15 protein-coding genes and 1 pseudogene are annotated in these 23,178 nt (G+C 73.9%); 6 read left to right on the forward strand and 10 right to left on the reverse strand.

Features of this window, described 5'->3' with window-relative positions; translation table 11 throughout:
* Window positions 1-8: 8 nt before the first annotated feature.
* The 4 genes and pseudogenes from E5N76_RS30575 to E5N76_RS18130 all read left to right on the forward strand — a co-directional run.
* Window positions 9-521: pseudogene (locus E5N76_RS30575) on the forward strand (RsmD family RNA methyltransferase); the annotation flags it as partial.
* Between the two features lie 191 nt (window positions 522-712).
* Window positions 713-1,810, forward strand: coding sequence for a glycosyltransferase (locus E5N76_RS18120; protein ID WP_149538736.1), 1,098 nt, complete (start codon window positions 713-715; stop codon window positions 1,808-1,810).
* Window positions 1,811-1,881: 71 nt separating this feature from the next.
* On the forward strand, window positions 1,882-4,569 hold the full coding sequence (locus tag E5N76_RS18125) for a glycosyltransferase (RefSeq protein ID WP_149538737.1): 2,688 nt from the start codon (window positions 1,882-1,884) through the stop codon (window positions 4,567-4,569).
* 79 nt (window positions 4,570-4,648) lie between these two features.
* Window positions 4,649-6,631, forward strand: a complete 1,983-nt coding sequence (locus E5N76_RS18130; RefSeq protein WP_149538738.1) for a DUF6212 domain-containing protein — start codon at window positions 4,649-4,651, stop codon at window positions 6,629-6,631.
* Window positions 6,632-6,768: 137 nt separating this feature from the next.
* Here E5N76_RS18130 and mutL read toward each other — a convergent pair whose 3' ends face one another.
* The 10 genes from mutL to E5N76_RS18180 all read right to left on the reverse strand — a co-directional run bounded on the left by mutL (window position 6,769) and on the right by E5N76_RS18180 (window position 20,320).
* Window positions 6,769-8,571, reverse strand: a complete 1,803-nt coding sequence (mutL, locus tag E5N76_RS18135; protein WP_149538739.1) for a DNA mismatch repair endonuclease MutL — start codon at window positions 8,569-8,571, stop codon at window positions 6,769-6,771.
* Window positions 8,572-8,919: 348 nt separating this feature from the next.
* Entirely contained in the window at window positions 8,920-9,342 is a 423-nt protein-coding gene (locus E5N76_RS18140; RefSeq protein WP_149538740.1) for a DUF29 family protein, read from the reverse strand.
* Window positions 9,343-9,439: 97 nt separating this feature from the next.
* Entirely contained in the window at window positions 9,440-11,080 is a 1,641-nt protein-coding gene (gene pgi / locus E5N76_RS18145) for a glucose-6-phosphate isomerase (RefSeq protein WP_149538741.1), read from the reverse strand.
* A gap of 289 nt (window positions 11,081-11,369) precedes the next feature.
* On the reverse strand, window positions 11,370-12,653 hold the full coding sequence (locus E5N76_RS18150; protein ID WP_149538742.1) for a M16 family metallopeptidase: 1,284 nt from the start codon (window positions 12,651-12,653) through the stop codon (window positions 11,370-11,372).
* Window positions 12,650-14,044: a M16 family metallopeptidase gene (locus E5N76_RS18155; protein WP_149538743.1), complete on the reverse strand. Its 1,395-nt coding sequence runs from the start codon at window positions 14,042-14,044 to the stop codon at window positions 12,650-12,652. Before E5N76_RS18155 ends, E5N76_RS18150 begins: the two co-directional genes overlap by 4 nt.
* A gap of 607 nt (window positions 14,045-14,651) precedes the next feature.
* Window positions 14,652-15,239 carry a DUF3035 domain-containing protein gene (locus E5N76_RS18160; protein ID WP_149538744.1) on the reverse strand — a complete coding sequence of 196 codons (588 nt, stop codon included), beginning with the start codon at window positions 15,237-15,239 and terminating at the stop codon, window positions 14,652-14,654.
* Window positions 15,236-15,745 (reverse strand): signal peptidase II, encoded by a 510-nt coding sequence (gene lspA / locus E5N76_RS18165; RefSeq protein ID WP_149538745.1) that lies wholly within the window; start codon window positions 15,743-15,745, stop codon window positions 15,236-15,238. The genes E5N76_RS18160 and lspA overlap by 4 nt, the downstream gene beginning before the upstream one ends.
* Window positions 15,746-15,884: 139 nt before the next feature.
* Window positions 15,885-18,755: an isoleucine--tRNA ligase gene (gene ileS / locus E5N76_RS18170; RefSeq protein ID WP_149538746.1), complete on the reverse strand. Its 2,871-nt coding sequence runs from the start codon at window positions 18,753-18,755 to the stop codon at window positions 15,885-15,887.
* A 183-nt stretch (window positions 18,756-18,938) separates the two neighbouring features.
* On the reverse strand, window positions 18,939-19,874 hold the full coding sequence (locus E5N76_RS18175; RefSeq protein WP_149538747.1) for a bifunctional riboflavin kinase/FAD synthetase: 936 nt from the start codon (window positions 19,872-19,874) through the stop codon (window positions 18,939-18,941).
* Window positions 19,871-20,320 (reverse strand): MaoC family dehydratase, encoded by a 450-nt coding sequence (locus tag E5N76_RS18180; RefSeq protein WP_149538748.1) that lies wholly within the window; start codon window positions 20,318-20,320, stop codon window positions 19,871-19,873. The genes E5N76_RS18175 and E5N76_RS18180 overlap by 4 nt, the downstream gene beginning before the upstream one ends.
* A 144-nt stretch (window positions 20,321-20,464) precedes the next feature.
* Between E5N76_RS18180 and E5N76_RS18185 the strand changes: the two genes are divergently transcribed.
* Together E5N76_RS18185 and E5N76_RS18190 are read left to right on the forward strand one after the other, a co-directional pair.
* A complete protein-coding gene (locus tag E5N76_RS18185; RefSeq protein ID WP_149538749.1) occupies window positions 20,465-21,595 on the forward strand; it encodes a M20 family metallopeptidase in 1,131 nt (376 codons plus the stop codon).
* A 599-nt stretch (window positions 21,596-22,194) separates the two neighbouring features.
* Window positions 22,195-23,091 carry a glycosyltransferase family 2 protein gene (locus E5N76_RS18190; RefSeq protein ID WP_149538750.1) on the forward strand — a complete coding sequence of 299 codons (897 nt, stop codon included), beginning with the start codon at window positions 22,195-22,197 and terminating at the stop codon, window positions 23,089-23,091.
* Window positions 23,092-23,178: the final 87 nt, after the last annotated feature.

Genomic DNA, 23,178 nt, shown 5'->3' on the forward strand with positions numbered 1-23,178 from the left:
GCCGGGCGATGCGGATCATCGCCGGGCGCCATCGCGGCCGCCGCCTGGCCGCCCCTGCCGGGATCGCCACCCGCCCGACCGCGGAGCGGGTACGGCAGGCGCTGTTCGACATGCTGTGGCACGCCCCTTGGGCCGGCCGCGCCGCCATCGAGGGGCAGCACGTGCTGGACGCCTTCGCCGGCACCGGCGCGCTGGGGCTGGAGGCGCTGTCCCGCGGCGCCGCCTCGGCCGCCTTCATCGAGCAGGACCGCGCCGCCCTGGCCGCGCTGCGCGCCAATATCGCCGCCTGCCGGGAGGAAGCCCGCAGCCGGGTGATTCCCGCTGATGCCCTCCGCCCGCCCCGTGCCCCCCGCCCGGCCAGCCTGGTCTTCCTCGATCCGCCCTACTCCCTCCCCCGCTCCGCGGGGGAGGGCTGGGGTGGGGGTGAGACCGCGCGTGGGGGTGAGACTGCGCGTGGAAGTAGGACCGCGCGTGCGGCCGATGCCGCGCCTGGGGCAGGCGCCGAGGCAGCCCCAGCCCCCCCCGGCGCCGGGCACGCGCCCCCGCCGATCATCGACCGCGCCCTCGCCGCCCTCGCCGCCGCCGGCTGGATCGCCCCCGGCGCCCTCATCTCCGCCGAATACGGCGCCCCTCCCGTCGCCCCACCCCCGGGCTTCGACATCCTGGCCGAGCGCGCCCATGGCCCCGCCCATCTGCTGCTGCTGCGCGCCCCATGACGCGCCGGCTGCGCCGCCTGCTCATCGCCTTTCCCTCCGCCGGGCTGGGCGGGGCGGAGCTGCAGACCGCCATGCTGGCCGAGGACCTGGCCGAGGCGGGCATGGAACTGGCCCTGGCCATCGACCCGGCGCTGCTGCCGCGCTTCGCCCGGATGGTCGGCCCCCGCCTCGCCCCCCTGTTGCACCCGGCGGAGATCGCCTGGCGCGGCGAGCGCGGCGCCGGCGAGAACATCGCTCGCCAGGCGCGGGAGGCGGCGCTGCTGCGCGACCTGCTCCGCCCCGATGCGGTGCTGCTGCCGCTGCCCTGGCCGAGCCATGGCCTCGGGCTGCTGCATGGCTTCGCCGGCCTGCCCCTGCTGGCCGTCGCCCATCTGGCGCCGGAGGCCCTGCCGCACGAGGAGGAAGCCGCCGCCCGCGCCGCGCCGCCGGCGCAATTCGTCGCCGTGGCGGCCCCCACCGCCGCCCGCCTCGCCCGTGCCTTCGGCCTGCCGGTGGCGGCGGTGACGGTCATCCCCAACGGCGTCCCGGTCCCGCCGGACAGCCCCGCCGCCCGCCGCGCCGCCCGCGCCGCCAAGCGCGCCATGCTCGAACTGCCGGATACGGCGAAGCTGCTGCTCTTCGCCGGCCGGCTGGACCCGGCCAAGGGGGCCGACCTGCTGCCCGGCATCGCCCAGGCCCTGCGCGGCCGCGCCAGCCTAGCCGTGGCCGGGCAGGGCGGGTTGCGCCCCGCCCTGCAGGGCCAGGGCCTCTGGCTGCTCGGCCAAGTGCCGGATGTGCCGGACTGGCTGCTGGCCGCCGATGCGCTGCTGCTCCCCTCCCGCCACGAGGGCTGCCCGCTGGTCTTCCTGGAAGCCGCCGCGCGGCATTGCCCGGTCATTGCCACCGAAGCGGCGCTGGAAGCCTTCCCGGAGCCCGCAACCCTCGCCGCCCTTTCCCGCGGCCCCGGCATCGCCCGGCTGGCGGCCCTGGCTGTCGAGGCGCTGGACCGCCCCGACCCGGCCCGGATCGCCGCCGCCCACCGCCTGGCCTGCCGGCAGGACCGCGCTGCCATGCTCGGCCAGTATCGCGCGCGGCTGCGCGCGCTCATCGCTTGATCGGCGCGTGATGCCGGTGCATTCCAGCCCGCGATGTTGCGGCCACGAGACAGGCAGAATGCACGCTGAAAATGCAGGCTGAAGTCGCCGTCATCATCCCCGCCTACCGGCAGCCGGCGCTGCTGGCCGAGGCGATGCTGTCCGTCCTCACGCAGGAGGGCGCACCGGAAACCGCCCTGGTGGTGGTGGATGATGGCTGCCCCTTCGCGGCGACGCGCCGCACCGTGGCGGAGCTGGCGGCGCTGCATCCCGGCCGGGTGCACCTGCTGCGGCAGCGCAACCAGGGGCTCTCCGCCGCGCGCAATGCCGGCATCGAATTCGCCCTCGCCGCCTTCCCCGACTGCCGCGCCCTCTATTTCCTCGATGCCGACAACCGGCTGCTGCCGCGCTTCCTCGGCCGCGCCATGGCGGCGCTGGCGGCGGCGGCGCCCGAGGTGGGGTGGATCTACCCGGATATCGACGAATTCGGCGGCCGGGAGAATTGGGGGCTGCCCGGGGAATTCTCCCTGCTCCAGCTCCTGCTGACCAATTACTGCGAGGCCGGCAGCCTGGTGCGGCAGGCGCTCTTCGCTGCCGGGCTGCGCTTCGACACTGCCATGCGCCAAGGCTTCGAGGATTGGGATTTTTGGCTCGCCGCCGCGGCGCGGGGCTGGCGCGGGCAGCATCTGCCGGCCTCCGGCTTCCTCTACCGCCGCCGGCCGGAGAGCATGCTGGCGGCCTCGGAGCGCATCCGCCCGCTGCTGCTGGGCGAGCTGTACCGCAAGCATGCGCCGCTGCTGGCGCCGCGGCGCCTGCTGGCGCTGGAGGCGGCGGAGGCGCCGCGCCATGCCATCCACCTGCTGGATGCCGGCGTGGTGCGCTGGACCCTGGACCCGGCGGAGAAGGGCGAGGAACTGCCCCCCGCCACCGCCCGCCGCCGCCTGGCCGCGGCGCTGGAGGCACAAGGCGCCCGCTTCGCCCCGCCCATCGCCGCCTTCCTGGACAGCGCGACCCTGGCCTTGCTGGCACGCTTCGGCGTGCTGCACCTCGTCTTCTGGTGGGCCGGGCGGCTGCTGGAGAAGACGGAGCATGTCGCCCTGGACATCCTGCCGACCGACCGGCCGGAGATGGCGCTGGAACGGGCGGGGACGGCGCTTCTGGCGCCCGACCGCGCCGCCGCCCTCTTCCTCCGCGCCGCGGCGCTGGCCCGGCCGGTGCCGGAGCTGCCGCCCGGCACGGCACCAGAGGTGGAGAGGTCCGAGGCCGCCCTGCTCCGGCTGCGCCTGCCGCTGGAAGGGGCGGAGGTCCCGGCAAGCCGCGCCCCCTGGCAAGCCGCGGCGCTGGAGCAATCGGCGATGGCCGCGCTCCGCCATGCCCGCCGCCCGGGAAGCGGCGAATGGAAGCGGGAATACCGCCCGCCGCGCGCCGGCATGGCTGCGGCCGCCGCCGCCCTGGCGGGGCTCGGCCCTGCCTTGCCTTTGGCTCCGGGCGGGGGGCGGCGCATCGGCTTCCTGCTGCCGCTCTTCTCCTTCGCCGGGCTGGAGAAGGTGGTGCTGAACCAGGCCATGGTGCTGCGCGCCCGGGGCTGGCGCTGCATCCTCTTCGTGCTCGGTGCCGGGCGGGTGGAGCGCGGGCCGGATTTCGCCGCCGCCTTCGATTCGGTGGTGCCGCTGGACGGGCTCGGCGAGACCGCCGTCGAGTGGCAGGGCGGCTATTTCGGCGCCGGCTTCTCCCGCTTCGACCGGGAAGCCGCCTCGCCCGAGGTGCTCGGGTTGCTGGCCGGGATGGATGTGGTGGTGAACGTGCATTCCCTGGCCGGCCAGGCGCTGATGGCCTCGCTCCGCCGCCTCGGCACCCGCACCTATGGCGGGCTGCACTTGGTGGAGCGCGGCCCCTGGGGCGAGCCCCAGGGCACGCCGCATATCCAGCTCGCCTATGAGCACGCCTATGACGGGGTGCTGGTCATCTCCGAGCAGCTCCGCGACTGGTGCCGGGCGGCCGGCATTCCGGGGGAGAAGCTGCACCTCATCCGCAACGCGCCGGGCCATCGCACCCCGCCCGCCCGGGTGGCGGCTGCGCTCAGGGCAAGGCGGCTGCGCCCGGCAGGGCCGCTGCGCGTGCTCTATCTCGGAAGGCTGGATGCGCAGAAGGGGATCGACCGGCTGGCGGCGATGATCGCCCGGACCCAAGGGGCGGAGCAGAGGGAGGAGATCGCCTGGCGAGTGGTCGGCCGCGCCGTGCTGGGGGAGGCGGAGCTGCCGCTGCCGGTGCCGGTGGAGCCGCCGGCGCTGTCGGCCGAGGCGCTGGACGCGCTTTACGCCGAGGCGGATGTGCTGCTGCTGCCCTCCCGCTACGAGGGGGTGCCGCTGGTGGTGCTGGAAGCCCAGCGCATGGGCTGCGTGCCCGTGGCGACCGATGTCGGGGCGGTGGCGGAGGCGATCGCCGATGGGGTGGATGGGGTGCTGATCCGGCATGACGCGCCGGAGGAGGTGGTGGTGGCCGATGGCCTCGCCGCGTTGCGCGGGCTGGCGGCGGACCGGGCCAGGCTGCGGACGATGGCGGAAGCGGCGGCGGCGCGCATCGCCGCCCTGGGGTGGGAGGAGGCGATGGCGGAATTCCTCGGGCATCTGGAGGCGGTCTGCCCAAGGGAGCGGCCAGGGGAACGCCGTGGGGAGCGCCCCGGGGAATCCCCGGCGCCCCCGCCGACCTCCCACCCGGCAGACCACCCCGGGGCGGTCCCCCTTGGGGCCTGGCCGCCCGCCGCCGGAGCCGCGCCGTGACGTCCCACATCAAGCCCACTCTGCTCGCGGACCTCCACCGCCCCGCCCCGCTGCTGCTGGCCGTCGCCGGAGCCGCGCCATGACGCCGCGCATCGAACCCGCCTTGCTGGCCGAGTTCCACCGCCCCGCCCCGCTGCTGCTCGCCGCCGCCGGGCTGCCGGGGCTGGAGGCGCTGGCCCTGCCCGGGCTCGGCCTCTGGCTGGTCGATGCCGAGGGGCGGCTGCACCGGCCGGGGGGCGACCCGGCGCGCGCCACCCAGCCTTTGGCGGCGGTGCCGGGCGAGGTGCTGGCGATGATCGGCCCGCCTGCGGCGCTGGACGGGCTGCGCGGCTGGTGGGCCGGCGTGGCGCCCGAATTGCCGCCTTTGCTGCCGGCCGGGACCGGGGCAGAGGCGCTGCCCGGCCTGCTGCCTCTGCTGGCCGCCGCCCTCGCCCCGCGCAGCGCCGCCGCGGGCGAATGGCAGCGGGCCCTGGTGGCGGCGCGGCAGGAGGCGGAGGCGCTGCGCGAGGCGATGCACGCCCTGCTGACCGAGGCCGGCCCGCCCCCCAGCCTGCCGCCCCCCGCGCTGGCCCGCGCCGCGGAGCCCGACCCGCGCGCCGCGCTGGCGCCTGCGGGCGGACGGCTGGTGGCCGGCCAGGCGCTCGGCCTGCCGCTGTCCGGCCTTACCGCCCTGGCGCTGCATCTGGCGGAGGCGGCGGTCGGCGGGCTCGGCCGCCTGCGGCTCCGCCTGCATGGCGCCGAGAGCGGCCGGGTGATGGCCGCCTGGGACATCCCTGGGGAGGCGCTGGCGCCGGGCTGGCTGGCGCTTGACCTGCCCCAGCCGCTCGGCCCGGTGCGCGAGGGGGCGGTGCTGGATTTGGCGGCGGAGCTGGGGCCGGGGGATGCGCTGCGCCTCTCCCTGGAGGACCGGGAGAGCGACCTTCCCGTGGCCAGCCCGGCGGCCGCGCCCGGCGTCCCGCCCGACCGTACTCCCGACGGTGCCCCCGGCCGCGCCCTGGCGCTGCGCGCCTGGACCGCTTCGCATGGCCGCCGCTTCGTCCAGCCGCTGCACTGGGATGCGGAGGCGGTAGGGCTGGACGTGGCGCCGCATGGGGTGCGGGTGGCGCTGCCGGAAAGCCTGCTGCTCGGCGCCCGGCTGCCGCTCGGCCGGGTGGAGCGGCGGGCGCTGGGGCGGGAGGCGCCACGGCTCACCGCCCGGCTGCGCGGCGGCGAGGCGGCGCTGATCCTGCTGCCCGCCGTGCCGCTCAACGGGCTGGATCTGCTGACGGTGGAGTTCGCCCCGGCCCTCGGCGATGCCATGGGGCTGGAGGCGGCGCTCTGGTTGCAGCCCGAGGGGGCGCTGGTGGCGGGGCTGGAGGAGCTGAGCCTGGAACCGCCCGGCGCGCGCTGGTCCGGCTGGCGCGGCGCCCCGGCGGGGGAGGGGCTGACCATCAGCCTCGCCTTGCCGCTGGCGGCGCCGCGCGCGGCGATGGTGGCCCTGGCGCTGCGCCATGGCGGCGCGCCGGAGGCGGAGGCGAGGCTGGAGCTGGCGGCGCTGTACGGCAGGCGGGTGGCGCAGCCGAGCGCGGTGAAGCCCCGCCGCCGTGCCCGGCTGCCGGAGACGCCGGAGGAGGCGGGCCGGCCCCGCCTGGCCGCGGCGCGGCTGGAGGACAGCATGGTGCTGGGCGGCGGCAGCTACCGGCATTTGGACATCTCCCTGGAGGGGGTGCGGGCCGGCGGCGAGGCCTGGCCGCGGCTGCGCTTCAAATTCGTCATCAGCGGCGGGGCGCCGGTGCTGGAATTCCGCGCCCGGCCGGACTGGCCCGCGATGTTCGAGCAATGGCCGGAGGACAGCGCGGCGATGCGCAGCGACAAATACGGCCCCTATCTCTGGCTGACCGAGGCGGCGCTGGCCGAGGGGCTGCTGGACGGGCTGGCCCTGCCGCGAGACCGGGCCATGCTGGCGGCGGTGCTGACCCTGCTGCCCGGCGCCGTCGCCACGGTGGCGCGGGATGCCACGACGGACCCGGTGGAGTTCGATCTGCTGCTGGGCAAGGCGCGGCGGCTGGCGGCGGCCTTGTGAAATCCCCACGGCAGCAGCGCGGCATCACCGGCGCGTAGGCTGGACCCCCTCCCCCCGCGGGGGAGGGTTGGGGTGGGGGGTGGCGCACCCGAAGCGGCGCAACGCCCGCCGCGCCGGCGGGCAGGCCTTTCCTCGGATCACCGCCTTCCGAACAGCTTCTCCAGCTCCGCCGCGCCGAGCCTGAGGAAGGTGGGGCGGCCATGGGAGCAGGTGGCGGCGCGGGGCGTCGCCTCCATCTGGCGCAGCAGCGCATCCATCTCCGGCGGGGTCAGGCGCCGCCCGGCCCGCACCGAGCCATGGCAGGCCAGCCGGGCGATCGCTGCATCCAGCCTTTTCTCCAGCGCCACCGCCTCGCCCTCGGCAGCCAGCTCCGCCGCCACGTCCCGCAGCAGGGGCCCGGGATCGGCCGGGCCGAGCAAAGCGGGCAGGGCCCGCACCAGCACCGCGCCAGGGCCGAACCCCTCGATCTCGAGGCCCAGCCGGGCGAGATCCGGCGCGGCCTCCAGCAGCCGGGCGGCCTCGGCCTGCGGCAGATCCACCACAGCGGGCAGCAGCAGGGGCTGGGCGCGGACGCCGCCTGCCAGCAACTGCGTCTTCAGCGCCTCCTGGGTCAGCCGCTCATGCGCCGCATGCTGGTCTACCAGCACCAGGGCGCCGTCCGGCGCTTCGGCCAGGATGTAGGTGTCCAGCAACTGCGCCAGGGCGCGGCCGAGCGGATGGTCGGCCGGGGCGGGCGGTGCCTCGGGCGCTGCGGCCGGGCGGGGCGGGGCGAAGCCGAGGGGCAAGGGCGCCGGCCGGGGCGCCGCCGCGCCGGGCGCGCCGGCCAGGGCGAGCTGCAGCTCCGCGAAGCCGCCGGCCGCCGGCAAGGGCGCCGGGCCAGCCATGGGATGGCGGGACCAGCCGCCCCAGCCCGGGCTCGGGCGGTACTGGGTGAGGGCGGGGGCGGGCGTCGCCACCCCGGCCCCGGCCGAGAGCGCCCGCTTCAGCGCCGAGATCAGCACCCCCCGCACCGCCGCTTCCTCGCGGAAGCGCAATTCCGTCTTCATCGGGTGGACGTTCACGTCCACCGCCTCTGGCGGCAGCTCCAGGAACAGCGCGGCGACGGGGTGGCGGCCAGCGGCGATCAGCTCGCGATAGGCGACGCGCAGCGCGGTGCGTAGCAAGGGGTCCCGCACCGGGCGGCGATTGACCACCAGATGCTGCTCCGTGCCCGTCGCCCGGGTGAAGGCCGGCTGGGCGGCGAGGCCGGAGAGGCGCAGCGGGCCGGACTCGGCGGTGACGGGCAGGGCGGCGGCAGCGAATTCGGCGCCGAGCAACGCGGCGATGCGGTCCTCGCGGGAGGCGGGGGCGAGGGACAGCACCTCCCGCCCTTCCAGCGTCACGCGGAAGCCGGTCTCCGGCCAGGCCAGGGCGAGGCGGCGCACCGCCTCCACGGCCTGGTCGCCCTCGGCGCGGGGGGATTTCAGGAATTTGCGGCGGGCGGGGACGGCGTAGAACAGGTCCCGCACCTCGATGCGGGTGCCGGGGGCGCCGGCGGCCGGCCTCACCTCCCCCTTGCGGCCGCCCTCGACGGCGAGGGCATGCGCATCGCCGCCGGCGGGGCGGGAGGTGATTTCCATGCGGGCGACGGCGCCGATGGAGGGTAGCGCCTCGCCGCGGAAGCCCAGCGTGGCGATGCGGAACAGCATCGCCTCCTCGGCCAGCTTCGAGGTGGCATGGCGCTCGACGCAAAGGGCGAGGTCGGCGGGGGCCATGCCATGCCCGTCATCCTCGACCAGGATGCGGCCGATGCCGCCTTCCTCCAGCGTGACGGAGATACGAGAGGCGCCGGCATCGAGAGCGTTCTCCACCAGCTCCTTCACCACCGCGGCCGGGCGCTCCACCACCTCGCCGGCGGCGATGCGGTTGGCGGTGGTTTCGGGGAGGAGTCTGATCCCCATGACGCTAATCCCCATGACGTCGCTGCGCGCCGTCATGGGGGCCCCGAAGGGGGGTTCCCGAGCGGCGACTCGCACAGGCCGTCGCGGCGAAGCCGCGACGGCGGAACGGGCGGCGCCGGGCGGGGCCGGGGGGCAGGGCGGACGGCGTGGGGCGTGCGGGGACGGGACATGGGACTCGGCGGGAGTCTAGCATGGCCGGCGGGAAGAAGGGGGCCGGCTCGGCACGGCCGCCGGCCCTGGGGGCTGCCCGGTGCCCCGCCGCAGCTTGGCCGTGGTGGGAAGTGCGTCGTCCTGGGCGTGGCGCGATTCCCGGGGCCTCCCTGGAACCGCGCAGCGGCTTCGGGGGGATTACCCGCGGGGATCAAGCCGCGCCGCGAGGGGGCGAGGCTCGGACGCCTCGGCGAGGAGGTCGTCCAGGATGAAGGGGCAATCCGCCGGCAGGGACGGCGCGGCGTGGCCGTCATCGGCGAGATCGGCCAGGGCCAGGCGGCGGGCATCGGTCCAGAGTCCGGCGAGGTCGATCGCCCGGCGCATGGAAGGGCGGTAGCGGCGGCGGGCATTCAGCAGGACGGCGCGGCTCTCCTTCGCCCAATGCCAGGCAGCGTCATCCTCCGGCAGGGCAGGCAGCTTGATGAGATGGGTCAGGGCCTGGAGGAGATGGCTCTCGGTGGCGAAACGCCGCTCATTCCCGACCGCCTCGATCTCCTCGGCGACATGCGCCAGGTCGAGATCGCCGGGCAGGCGATAGGAGGAGGCAAGGCCGCGCAGCAGCCGCGCCTGGTGCTGCGACTAGGCATGGATGTCCTCCTCATAGAGCGCCGGCTGGTCCATGACCGCCAGCCTGCCTTGTCCGCCCCGGGGCGGTCCATCATGCGTTGCGCCAGGCCTCTGAAATGGTGCGCAGCAGCCCCTCCGTCGAGCCGTCATGCGCCCCGGGCTTCGGCTCTCCGGCTTCCAGCTCGGCCAGGATCGGCCCGGCGAGCTGCTTGCCCAGCTCCACCCCCCATTGGTCGAAGGCGTTGATGCCCCAGAGGGCGCCGAGGCAGAACACCTTGTGCTCGTACAGCGCCACCACCTGCCCCAGGGTGAAGGCGTCCAGATGCGGCAGCAGCAGGGTGGCGCTGGGACGGTTGCCGGGGAAGATGCGGTGCGGCAGCAGCCGGGCGATCTCCGCCGGCGCCACGCCGGCCTTCGCCATCTCCGCCTCCACCTCCGCGGCCTCCTTGCCGCGCATCAGCGCCGCGGCCTGGGCCAGCCCATTGGCGAGCAGCTTGCGGTGGCTGTCGGCATGGGCGTGGTCGGGTTTCGCCACCAGGAGGATGTCGCAGGGCACGGGCCGGGTCCCCTGGTGGATGAGCTGCATGAAGCTGTGCTGCGCATTGGTGCCGGGCTCGCCGAACACCACCGGGCCGGTGGCCTGCGCCACCGCGCTGCCATCCAGCGCCACCCGCTTGCCGAGGCTTTCCATCTCGAGCTGCTGCAGATGCGCCGGCAGCCGGGCGAGGCGCTCGTCGTAAGGCAGCACGGCGCGGCTGGGGTAGCCCAGGCCGTTGACATGCCACACCTCCGCCAGCGCCAGCAGCACCGGCAAATTGGCCTCCAGCTTCGTGCCGAGGAAATGCGCGTCCATGGCGCGGGCGCCGGCGAGCAGCCGGGTGAATTCCTCCCAGCCCAGCGCCAGGGCGATGGACAGGCCGATCGCCGACCACAGGCTGAACCGCCCGCCGACCCAGTCGCGGAAGGGGAAGACGCGCTCCGGCGGGATGCCGAATTCGGCCGTCGCCTTCATATTGGTGGAAAGGGCGGCGAAATGCTGCGCCGCGCCCTCGCCCAGCGCGCCTTGCAGCCAGTTCCGCACCAGGGTGGCGTTGGTCATCGTCTCCTGGGTGGTGAAGGTCTTGGAGGCGACCAGCACCAGGGTCCGTGCCGGGTCCAATTGCGGCCGCATCGCCTCCCAGGCATGGGCATCGACATTGGCGAGGTAGTGGGCGCGCATCGGCGCCGTGGGCGTCCAGAGCGCTCGTGTCACCATGGCCGGGCCGAGATCGGAACCGCCGATGCCGATATTCACCACATCGGTGAAGCGCTCGCCGGTGGCGCCGAGCAGGCCGCCGCCATGCACCAGCCGGGTGAATTGCCCCATCCGCCCCAGCACGGCATGCACCTCGGCCGAGGCGTCCTCGCCGCCGGTGCGGAAGCCCGCCGCGCGCGGGGCGCGCAGCGCCATGTGCAGCACGGCGCGGCGTTCGGTGGCGTTGATCGCCTCGCCCGCCGCCATGGCATCCCGCCGCGCCGCCAGCCCCGTGGCATGGGCCAGGCCGAGCAGGGCGGCGAGCCGGGCCTCGTTCAGCGAGGTCTTGGAAAGGTCCAGCAGCAGCCCGTCCACCGACCAGGAGAAGCGGTCGAAGCGGCCGGGATCGGCGGCGAAGAGGGGCCGGATCGCTGCCGCCTCAGGTGCGGAAGCGAGGTTCGTGATCTCCGCCCAGGCCGCCCGGATCGCTTCCTTCATGCCCTGCCTCCCCTGTGCATCCCCTCAATATGGCAGGGCGGATGCGGCGAAAATCCGACGATCCGGTTGCAGCCGGTCACAGGCAGGGGATCGGGCGCGCCGCCCTCGGCGTCGGGCCTTGCCGTGCCATGCCGCAACCGGACCGCCCGTTGACTTGGCGCGGCCTTACCGCGCCAGGCTGTGCCGCAGCGCCGATCGCCAAACGTCCATCGGGCCCCGCAAGCCGCAGAGCGGTCTGCGGGGCGTGACCCGGGGCCCCCGCGGAGCCGCGCAGCGGCTTCGTGGGGAGCTATAGCCCCTGCGGCTCCCCGGCGATGATGGCGGCGAGCGCGGCCGGCTGCAGCACCCGCTGCGCGACCGCGGCCAGCCTCTCCCGCCCCAGCGCCCGCAGCCGGGCCGGGCGTGCCGCCAGCCAGTCCGGCGGCCGGCCATTCTGCCGCATGCCGAGCAGCGTATCGGCGATGCGCCGGCTGTCGGTGAAGGCGAGCGGCAGGGAGCCGGTGAGATAGGCGACGGCATCCGCCAGCTCCGCCTCGGTCGGGCCCTCGCTGGCCATGCGGGCCCATTCCTCGCGCGTCACCGCCAGGGTCTCGGCCACCCTGGCATTCTCCGTGGCGACGCCGCCGATGATGATGCCGCGGCGGAACAGCACCTCCAGCCCGCCGCTGATGCCATAGGCCAGGCCCCGCTGCTCCCTGACCGCCTGCATGAGGCGGGAGGCGAAGCCGCCGCCGGAGAGGATGCGCAGCACCACCTGCAGCGTCTCCCAATCCGGGTCCTCCGCCGCCAGCCCCGCCTGGCCGAAGATCACCGCGGATTGCGGCGAGGCGACCGGCACGACCTGCTGGCCGAAGGCGTGGAATTCCGGCAAGGGCGGCACGGCGGGCGGCTCCCCCGCCGGCAGGCCGCCGAACAGCTCCGGCAGCAGGGCGGCGAGCTGCGGCGCGGTGATGTCGCCGGCCACGGCCAGCAGCAGCCCCTCCCGCCGCACCTGCCGGGCGAGGGCGGCGCGGATCGCCTCCGGCCGCAGCGCGGCGAGGCTTTCCGCCGTGCCGGTGGCCGGGCGGCCGACCGGATGGCCGGGGAAGGCGGCGGCCCAGAAGGCGCGGTTCGCCTGGCCGCGCGGGGTTTCCAGGCTGCGCCGCGCATTGGCGATGCCGCGGGCGCGCACCCGCCCCACCGCCTCTTCGTCCAGCCGCGGCTCCGCCATGGCCAGCCGGGCGAGGCGGAGCGCCCGGGGCAGCGCCTCGGTCAGGCTGCGCAGGCTGCCCTCGAAGGCATCGCGCCCGGTGGAAAAGCCGAGATTGATGGCGTCGTCGCGCAGCGCATCGGCGAATTGGGTGGCCGGCAGCGGGCCGGCGCCCTCGGTCAGCAGGGCGCCGGCCATGGCGGCGGCGCCTTCCTCGCCCTCCGGGTCCAGGCTGGCGCCGCCGGCCCAGGACCAGGAAAGGGAGACGACCGGAACGCTGTGATCCTCCACCAGCCAGGCGGTGAGGCCGCCGGCCGCCACCAGCTGGATGGGCAGGGAAAAGCCGGCAGGCTGGCCGCTCTCCACCGGGGTGGCGGCGGTCACGAGGCGGAGCCCGGCAGCAGCCAGCCGGTGGTGCTGGGCGCGCTGCCCAGCAGGGAGCGGCCGGCGGCGGTCACCTGCTCCAGCGTCACGGCGCGCAGCCGGGCGGGCCAGAATTCCACGGTTTCCAGTTCCAGGCCGATGGCCAGCGCGCCGCCCAGCATGCGCGGCGCGGCGCCGATGCCGTCCAGCGCCAGCAGCGCGCCGGCGGTGAGTTGGCGGGCGGCACGGGTGCGTTCCGCCTCGGCCGGGCCCTCCTGCAGCAGCTTCGCCAGCACGGCATCCACCGCCGCCTCCAGCGCTTCCGGCGTGGTGCCGGGGCGGGCGGTGGCGCTGAGGGTGAAGCTGGCGACGCCCATCGCCTCACTGTCATAGGAGGCGCTGGCGGAGGTGGCGAGGCCGGTTTCGACCAGCGCCCGGTACATCCGGCTGCCCGGGCCGCTGCCCAGCAGATGCGCCAGCAGCTCCAGCGCCCAGGCCGCGTCCGCATCGCCCCAGGTCAGGCTGGGGGCCATGTAGGCGCGGAGGAAGGTGGCCTCCCGCACCGTCGGGTCGCGGCGGGTGAGGCGGGGTTCCACCGCGGCCTCGGGCGGCGCGGCGCGGTCGCGCGGCAGGGCGGGGCGGGCGGGGATGGGGGCGTAGAATTCCTCCACCAGCCGGCGCAGCTCGGCTTCGCGGACATCGCCCGTTACCACCAGCACGGCATTCGCCGGGGCGTAGCGGCGTTCGTAGAAGGTATGCAGATCCTCGCGCGTCAGGGCGCGGATCTCCTCCTCCCAGCCGATGATCGGGCGGCCGCGCCAATGCTGGCGGCCATAGAGCGCCGCCTCGAAGGCTTCGAAGAAGCGGGCGCGGGGGTTGCTGTCGGTGCGCTGGCGGCGCTCCTCCAGCACCACGGCGCGTTCCGGCTCCACTGTCTCCGGCGGCAGCAGGGGGCCGGCGAAGCGGTCCGCCTCCATGCGCATGACGAGGGGGAGGCGGGAGGCCTCCACCGTCTGGTGGTAGGCGGTGACGTCGCGGGAGGTGAAGGCGTTGTCCTGCCCGCCTTCCCGCGCCACGGCCAGGCTGAAGGCGCCGGGCGGCACGTGCGGGCTGCCCTTGAACATCATGTGCTCGAGGAAATGGGCGAGGCCGGAGCGGCCGGCCGGATCCTCCCCGCCGCCGGCGGCGTAGAACAGGTAGTGGGAGACCACCGGCACCCGGCGGCTTTCCGCCAGCACCACGCGCAGGCCATTGGGCAGGCTCCAGGCCGTAGCGCCGAAGAGCGGCCGCGCCGCCGGCGGGGGTGGCGGGGCCAGGGCGGGGGTGGCGGGCTGCGCCGGGGCGGGGCCGGCGAGGGTGGTGGGGAGCAGGCCGGCAGCGGCAATGGCGGTGCGGCGGGTCATCTCGGGCATGCTCCAGCATGTGGGGTGGGCATGGCCCGGTGCAAACCTAATCGGTGGCGGCGCCGGGCCCCCTGGCCGATCGGGCAGGGGGGACGGCCGGAGCACTCCGCCCCTTGCCCTGGCGTGGGGTTGCCGCGCCAGGCGGTGCGGGGCCTGCCTGTCCGGCGCTCCCCATCCCCGGCGAAGCCGCGCGGCGGCGTCACCGGCGCGGGAAGCATGCGGGCAGGGATGCGCCGGTGCAAATTCTATCGGCAGCGCCGGGCTTCGCCCCGCCTGCCTAGAGCGTGATCGGTTGAGGTCGAATCGACCGAAACCGTGAATCACGCGACCGAACAATGAGCTAGAGCGGGGCGGTTGAGCGCAGCTCAACCGATCCCGCTCTAGAGCAGATCGCTGGCGGGCGGCATCGCCCGGAGGCGTGAAGCTGCTCTACAATCCATAAGCTAGAGCGGTTTCGCGCTGCACAGTCAGCGTGAAACCGCTCTAGGGCCTCGATGGCCGAAGCGACCCGCCCGCTGCCCCTGGCACGGCTTCGCCGCGCCAGGCTGTGCGAAGCCTGACCTACCCGGCGACTCCGGGGCCCCCATGAAGCCGCGCCAGTGGCTTCATGGGGAAATCAGAAGATGCTCTCGAGCAGCCGGCGGACGGGGTTGCTGCTCTGGCTGCGCTGGATGATGGGGGTCTCGCCATCCGTCACGTCGCGGCCGAGCGCGGCGTTCTCCCGCAGCCGACGGGCTTCGCGATTGGCATCCAGCGGCGTGCCGGGCGGGTCGGGCTGGCGCCAGAAGATCAGCCGGTCCGCCAGGCCGCGCTCCGGCTGGTCGAGGCGGAGGCTCTCCTCATCCACCCGGCGGCGGATATCGTCGGAAACCGGGCGGCCGGTCTGGGCCAGCAGGGCCGCCTCGCCGCTGCTGCGCGGGCCGGTGGCCGGGCCGGCGAGGGCCGCGCCGGGCACCAGCGCGGCCTCCGCGGCCTGGCGCTGCGTCAGCTCCTGCGGCCGCTCCGCGCCGGGGCGGGGCACCGGCAGTTCGCCCAGAGAAGGGGGCATGGAGAGCGGCGCCCGGGTGGTGACCTGGAATTCGTCCGGCGCATCCCGGGTGAAGCCGAAGCTGCGCGCGGTATCCGGGCCGCAGCCGGCCAAAGGGGCAAGCATGGTGGCCAGCAGCGGCAGGCAAAGGGCCAGGCGAGGGGCAGGCGGGCTCATGCGCCTTCCTTAAGGCCGGAAGGGCGGCGGAACAAGGCATCTGCGAGGAGGGCGGCCACCCCGCAGACGATGCCGGCATCGGCCACATTGAAGACGTACCAGTGCCAGACCTGGCCGGAGAGGGCGAGGTGCACATCGACGAAATCCACCACCGCGCCGAAGCGCAAGCGGTCCAGCACATTGCCCACCGCCCCGCCCACCACGGCGCCGAGGGCATAGGCCACCAGCCTGGTCTCCGCCCGGGCCATCCAGCGCAGCAGCACCAGGGCGATGACGCTGGCCAGCACGGCGAGGATCAGGTGGTTGGTCGGCCCCTTGCCGGAGAGCAGGCCGAAGGTGACGCCGCGATTCCAGACCATGGTGAGGTCGAGGCCGAGCGGGCCGAGCTGGAGCAGCGGGACATTGCGCAGCTCCGGCAGCTTCAGCCCTTCCAGGATCCAGTATTTGCTGGCCTGGTCGGCAGCCAGCAGCAGGGCGGCGGCCGGCAGGCCGAGGCGGAGGCTCATGCCGGCCACCCTGGCAGGCGGCCGGCATGGCCATGTCCTGGCACGCAGCCGCCAGGCCGGGGTCCCCTGCAAGGCTCTCCTTGCAGCGGTGCCCGGCAACCCTGCGCGCATGATCCCGGCATGCTGCCGCCCACCGGGATCAAGCAGCGCCCTCCACCACCGCCTCGCAGCGGCGGCAGAGGGTGGGATGGGCGGCGGAGAGGCCGACCTCCGGCAGGACGCGCCAGCAGCGGTCGCATTTCTGCCCGGGGGCAGGGGCGAAGAGGGCGGCGATGCCGCCCGAATCGGGGAGGACGAGCGCCCCCTCCGGCGGCGGCCCGGCCGAGAGGGTGAGGCCGGAGGTGATGCAGATCTCCGCCCAGCCCTCCGCCGGCAGCAAGGCGAGATCGGCCGCCGGCCCGTAGAGCACCGGCGCGGCCTGCAGCGAGGCGCCGATGGTGCCGTCGGCACGCGCCTTTTCCAGCACGCCGGTGACGGCGCGGCGGATGCTGCGGATGCGCGCCCATTGCTCCGCCAGCGCCTCGTCCCGCCACTCGCCGGGCAGCACCGGCCAGTCGCGCAGATGGATGCTGTCCGCCGCGCTGTCTGCCGCCCCGTCCCCGGCGCCCCAGCGCGCCAGCCAGGCTTCCTCCGCGGTGAAGACCAGCACCGGCGCCAGCCAGGCCGTCAGGCAGCGGTGCAGCGCATCCAGCACCGTCCGTACGCTGCGGCGGCGATGGTCCGTCAGCGCGTCGCAGTAGAGGCTGTCCTTGCGGATGTCGAAGTAGAAGGCGCTGAGGTCGGTGGCACAGAAATTATGCAGCTCTGGGTAGACCCCGGCCCAGTCGTAATCCGCCGCCGCCTTCCTGATGCGTGCATCCAGCTCGCTCAGCCGATGCAGGATGAAGCGTTCCAGCGGCGGCAGCTCGGCATGCGGCACCGTCTCAGCATCCGTGAAGCCGGCGAGGTTGCCGAGCAGCCAGCGCAGCGTGTTGCGGATGCGGCGATAGAGTTCCGCCTGCTGCTTCAGGATCTCCGGCCCGATGCGGAGATCCTCCGCCGTGTCGGAGTTCATCACCCAGAGGCGGAGGATGTCGGCGCCGTATTGCTGCATCACCGCCTGCGGGGCGGTGACGTTGCCGAGGGACTTCGACATCTTCCGTCCCTGCTCGTCCAGCACGAAGCCATGCGTCAGCACCGCCTTGAAGGGGGCGACGCCGTTGGTGCCGACGGATTCCAGCAGCGAGGAATGGAACCAGCCGCGATGCTGGTCCGAGCCTTCCAGGTAGAGATCGGCCGGGAAGGGCAGGTCGTGGTCCGGCAGGACGAAGGCGTGGGTGGAGCCGGATTCGAACCAGACATCGACGATGTCCATCACCTGCTCATAGTCGTCCGGATTGCGTTCGTTGCCGAGGAAGCGGGCGGCGGCGCCGGGCTGGTACCAGGCATCCGCGCCCTCCACGCGGAAGGCGGCGACGATGCGGTCCATCACCGCCGGGTCGCGCAGCGGCTCGCCGCTCTTCTTCTCGACGAAGACGGCGATCGGCACGCCCCAGGCGCGCTGCCGGCTGATGCACCAGTCGGGCCGCGCCGCCACCATGCTGCCGATGCGGTTGCGGCCGATATCCGGGACGAAATGCGTCGCGTCGATCGCCGCCAGCGCCTTGGCGCGGATCTGGTTGGCATCGTCCATGGCGATGAACCATTGCGGCGTCGCCCGGAAGATGACCGGCTTCTTGGAACGCCAGCTATGCGGATAGCTGTGCGTCAGCTTCGATTTGGCGACGAGGGTGCCGGCCTTCTCGCAGGCGGCATAGACCGCGTCATGCGCTTTGAAGACGTGGATGCCGGTGAAGCCCGGCGCCTGCACGGTGAAGGTGCCGTCGTCGTTGACGGTCTCGGGGATCGGCAGGTTGTGGGCGCGGCCGAGGTTGAAATCGTCCTCGCCATGGCCGGGGGCGATGTGGACGAAGCCGGTGCCGGCCTCGGTGGTGACGAAATCGCCGGCGAGCAGCGGTACGTCGAATTCATAACCCGCGCCGCGCAGCGGATGCGCGGCGATGGCGCCGGCGAGCTCCGCGCCCTTCAGCACGCGCTTCACCGTGTGCGCGCCGAGCTTCGCATCCTTCGCGAAGGCAGGCAGCAGGGGCAGGGCGACGAGCAGCGTCTCGCCGGGCACCAGGTAGCTGCCCTCGCCGACGCCCTCCACATGCACCAGCGCGTAGTCGATCTCCTCGCCGTAGGCGACGGCGCGGTTGCCGGGAATGGTCCAGGGCGTGGTGGTCCAGATGACGACGCTGGCGCCGACCAGATCCGCCGCCGCGGCGCGCAGCAGGCGGAAGCGCGCCCAGAGCGTCGGCGAGACATAGTCGTGATACTCGATCTCCGCCTCGGCCAGCGCGGTCTTCTCCACCGGGCTCCACATGACGGGGCGGAGGCCGCGATAGAGCGAGCCATTCATCAGGAATTTGCCGATCTCCGCCACGATCACCGCCTCGGAGGTGACATCCATGGTGGCGTAGCGGCCTTCCCAATCGCCGAAGACGCCGAGGCGCTTGAACTCCTCCCGCTGCACGCCCAGCCAGTGCTCGGCATAGGCGCGGCATTCGGCGCGGAATTCCAGCACCGGCACGGCATCCTTGTCCTTGCCGCGGGCGCGGTACTCCTCCTCCACCTTCCATTCGATGGGCAGGCCGTGGCAGTCCCAGCCCGGGACGTAATCCGCGTCCTTCCCCGCCATCTGGGCGGCGCGGTTGATGACGTCCTTCAGGATCTTGTTCAGCGCGTGGCCGATATGCAGCGGGCCGTTGGCGTAGGGCGGGCCGTCATGCAGCACGAAAGACGGGCGGCCCTTGGACTGGGCGCGCAGCTTCCGCCAGAGGTCGAGGCGCTGCCAGCGCTCCAGCCATTGCGGCTCCCGCTTCGGCAGGTCGCCACGCATGGGAAAGGGCGTGTCCGGCAGGAAGACGGTGCCGCGGTAGTCGCGGGGGGCCGAGGAGGCTTGGGGCGCGGCTTGGGTTTCGGTGCTCATTTCGGGGGCATCTCCGGCCGCCCTGGCGCCGGGCGGCGGGTCGGTGGTGGCAAGCGCGTGACGTCCCGGCCCTTAGATAAGGGCCGGGCCGGTAATTCGCAGCGGGACCGCTCGAAGCTTGACCACCGGGCGCGACATGGCCGGGTTATGGGGAGGGGAAGGGGGCAGGGTCAAGCGGGGGCTTCACAGCCCGGCGAGCGCCGCCCGCGCATCCGCCGCATCCTGGGCGATGGCCACCTTCAGCGCCTCCAGCCCGTCGAATTTCGCGTCCGCCCGCAGGAAGGTGCGGAGGCGGACACCGATTTCCTTGCCGTACAGATCCTCGTTGAAATCGAAGATATAGGTCTCGAGCCGCGTCTCCGGGTCGCCGCCCAGGGTCGGGCGGCGGCCGATATTGGAAACCCCCTTCACCTCCCGTCCATCCGGCAGGCTGACGGTCACGGCATAGACCCCCCGCGCCGGCTCCAGGTGCCGCCCCAGCCAGAGATTGGCGGTCGGCCAGCCCAGCACCCGGCCGAGCTTGTCGCCATGCACCACCTCGCCGCGGATCTCCCAGGGCCGGCCCAGCAAGGCCGAAGCGCGTTCCGGATAGCCGTCCTGCAGCAGCCGGCGGATGCGGGTGGAGGAGATCGGCCCCTCCGCATCCCCCACCGGCGGCACCACCGTGATGCCGATGCCGGCTGCCTCCGCCATGGTGGCCAGGGTCCCGGCATCCCCGCCGCGGCGGTGGCCGAAGGCGAAATCCTGGCCGCAGGAGAGGTGCACGGCGCCCAGGCCGCGCTGCAGCACCTCGGCGAAGAAGGTCTCGGCCGGCATGGCGGCCAGCGCCGCGTCGAAGCGCAGCGCCAGGACGAAGCGCGCCCCCGCCGCCCCCAGCGCCGCCGCCTTGGCGGGCAGCAGGGTCAGGCGGAAGGGCGGGTCGTCCGGGCGGAAATGCTCGCGCGGATGCGGCTCGAAGGTCAGCACGCCGAGGGGGGCGGCCGGCCGGGCCGCATGCGCCGCCCGCAGCACGGCGACATGGCCGCGATGCACCCCATCCATATTGCCCAGCGCCAGGGTGGCGCCGTGCAGCGCCGCCGGCACCTCCTGCCAGGCGGAGAAGATCAGCGGCCCGCTCATGCCCTGGCCGCGATGGCGGCGCGCTGCGCCCGGCTGGGGACGGAGACCAGCGCCTCGCCTTCCATCACCACCTTCCCGGCCACGGTGCAGCGGGTGGAAAGCGTGGCGCGGCGCTTCTCCGCCTGCAGCGCCACCACCTCCACCGTTGCCGTCACGGTCTGGCCGATCCGGACCGGGGCGCGGAATTGCAGGCTTTGCGAGAGGTAGATGGTCCCCGGCCCGGGCAATTGCGTGCCCAGCACCTTGGTGATGAGGCCGGCCGCCAGCATGCCATGGGCGATCCGCTCGCCGAAGATCGTTCCGCGGGCGTAGTCGGCGTTCAGATGCATCGGGTTGGTGTCGCCGGTGACGGCGGCGAAGAGGACGATATCCGCCTCCGTGACGGTCTTGCCGAAGCTGGCGCTCTGGCCGACCGACAATTCCTCGAAACTCATGCCGTCCGACATTCCGGTCCTGCTCCTGAGCCTGGATTCGGTCCTAGCCCCCGCGCCCCAAGGGGACAAGCTTGGGGGGACAAGCTCGGGGGACGAGCGTGGTGGACAAGCGCCGGCATGGGCGCCCTTATGGCGGCGCAGCAGAAGGAGCCCGCCATGCCCGCCACCGAGATCGGCCCCGCCGACCGCCTGCTGGAAGAGCTGCGGGGCTGGGTGGAGCGGGAGACGCCCTCCACCGATGCCGCGGCGGTGAACCGGCTGCTGGATGTGGCGGAGGCGGAATTGCGGGCGGCAGGCGCGGCCATCACCCGGCATCCGGGGCGGGACCGCTTCGGCGATACGCTGGTGGCGAAGACGCCGGGCGAGGGCCCGCCCGTCGTCATCGCCGGCCATGTCGATACGGTGTGGGACCATGGGGTGCTGGCCGGCGCCATGCCCTTCCGGGTGGCGGGCGACCGCGCCTATGGCCCCGGCATCTACGACATGAAGGCGGGCAGCTTCCTCGCCTTCCACTGCGTGCGGGAGATCCTCCGCCAGGGCACGCCGACCCGCCGCCCCATCACCCTGCTGCTCACCCCGGATGAGGAGGTGGGCAGCCCCACCAGCCGCGCGCATATCGAGCGGGAGGCGGCGGGCGCCGCCGCCGTGCTGATCCCGGAACCGGCCGGCGGGCCGCGCGGAAGCTGCGTGACCAGCCGCAAGGGCACCGGCAGCTTCACCGTGCAGGTGGAGGGGAAATCCGCCCATGCCGGCGGCAATTGGGCGGAAGGGCGGAGCGCCGTCGTCGCCCTCTCCCGCCTCATCCTCGAGATCCATGGGCTGACCGATCTGGAGCTGGGGGTGACGACCAATTGCGCCCCGATCTGGGGCGGCACCCGTTCCAACGTCATCCCGCCCGAGGCCGGGTGCCGCGTCGATTTCCGGGTGCCGAGCCTGGCGGAAGCCGAGCGGGTGGTGGCGGCCATCCGCGGCATGGCGGGGGAGGCGGATGGCATCCGCATCACCATCACCGGCGGGCTGAATCGCCCGCCTTTCCCGGAGACGCCGGCGGGGCTGGCGCTGTACGAGAGGGCGAAGGGCATCGCCGCGCGGCATGGCTACGACCTGCCACGGCAGCATCGCGGCGGCGGCTCGGACGGGAATTTCACCGCGGTGATGGGGATTCCGACGCTGGATGGCCTCGGCTGCACCGGCGCGGGCGCGCATGCGCCGGAGGAGCATATCCGCTGGGCGGAGCTGGCGTCGCGCGGGGCGGTGCTGTGCGAGCTGCTGGAGACGCTCGGCTAGCGCCCTGCCCGCAAAGTTCGCTGGATTTCCAGCGAACGCAGCGGACGAGCAATCGCCGGACGACTCGAAAAGTCCGACAGAACAAAGAGCTAGAGCGGTTTCACGCTGACTGTGCAGCGCGAAACCGCTCTAGCTTATGGATGGTAGAGCAGATTCACGCCTCCGGGCGATGCCGCCCTCCGGCGATCTGCTCTAGTGTCCTGCCCTCACGCTCCCGGCGCCCTGCATGGCCGCGTGATCACGCTTTGCCGCGGACGGGTTTTCAGCCCCAGGCCGGGCCGGCACCGGCGCCCGGCGCCGCGCGGCTGGGCGATGGCCGCAGCAGGATTGCGTCGCAGGCGAAGGCAGGCGGCCGGATCGGCATGCCGCACACCATGTGCCGTGCATTGTGCCGTGCATTTGAAGGATTGGACCTGGTCGGGAACATTTCCGCCCAAGGGTTTGGGGCAGGCGATGCGTTTTCCGCGATGTGGCTGAACATTTATCCAGCTTCGCCAAGGAGATGAGCCGGCACCCTCGCTCCCACCTTCCGGTCGCCTACAACGCCTGACGGTAGAGGCCTAGCGTCCGTCCACCGCCCGGACGCGGAGGAAGCTGCCATGGCCACGCCGCTGATCAGCATCGTCATCCCCTTCCATTCCAGCTACGCCGCCTACCTCCCGGAGTGCCTCGAGAGCCTCCGCCAGCAGGGCTGCACGGCGTGGGAGGCGATCATCGTGGATGACGCCTCCCCCGAGCCGGGCTGGGAGGCGCTGGTGACCGGGCTGGCCGATCCGCGCTTCCGCGTGCTGCGCCACACGGCCAATCGCGGCCAGGCGGCCGGGCGGAACACCGGCATGCGGGAGGCGCGGGGCGAGTTCCTGGTGGCGCTGGATTGCGACGATCTGCTGGCGCCGGCGCATCTCGCCGCCCTGTCCGAAGCACTGCGCGCCAACCCGGCGGCCGGCGCCGCCTATTCCGATTATCGCCTGTTCGGCGCGGAGGAGGGCGTGCTGCGCTTCCCGGAAAGGGATTTGCCCAGCCTGCTGACCGAGCAATGGATCCCCCACCCCGGCACCATGGTCCGCCGCGCCCTGTTCGAGGCGAGCGGCGGCTATTGCGAGGAGCCGGTCTTCCGCGCCGGCAATGAGGATTGGGACTACTTCCTGAGCCTCGCCGAGCTGGGCCTGCAGGCGGTGCGGGTGCCGCAGCCGCTGTATTTCTACCGCCAGCATGCCGGCTCCATCACCACCCAGCGCTTCGCCCGCGCGGATGCGGCGATGCGGGAGCGGATGGTGGAGCGGCATGCGGCGTTGTTCGCCCGGCATGGCAGGCGGCGGGCCTTCCTGGCCGGCGGCTACCGCACCAGCGGCAAGGCCTTCTGGCGGGATGGCGAGCGCGGCCGGGGCCTGGCCTGCATGGCCCGGGCGGCGGCGCTGGACCCGGCGGGGCTGGTGGAGGTGCTGGCGCGACGGGTGCGGGGCGGGGCGGGCGGGCCGCAGCCGGCGGCCGCCTGAAAAGCCGGCATGCCGGGCCTTGCGCCGCAAGCGCGAGGCTGGCCGCCGAGCGGCCCCGATAGGCGCCGAAGAGGGGCGCGGCGCCGG

Source organism: Siccirubricoccus phaeus (genome assembly GCF_008360935.1).
Classification (GTDB): Bacteria; Pseudomonadota; Alphaproteobacteria; order Acetobacterales; family Acetobacteraceae; genus Siccirubricoccus; species Siccirubricoccus phaeus.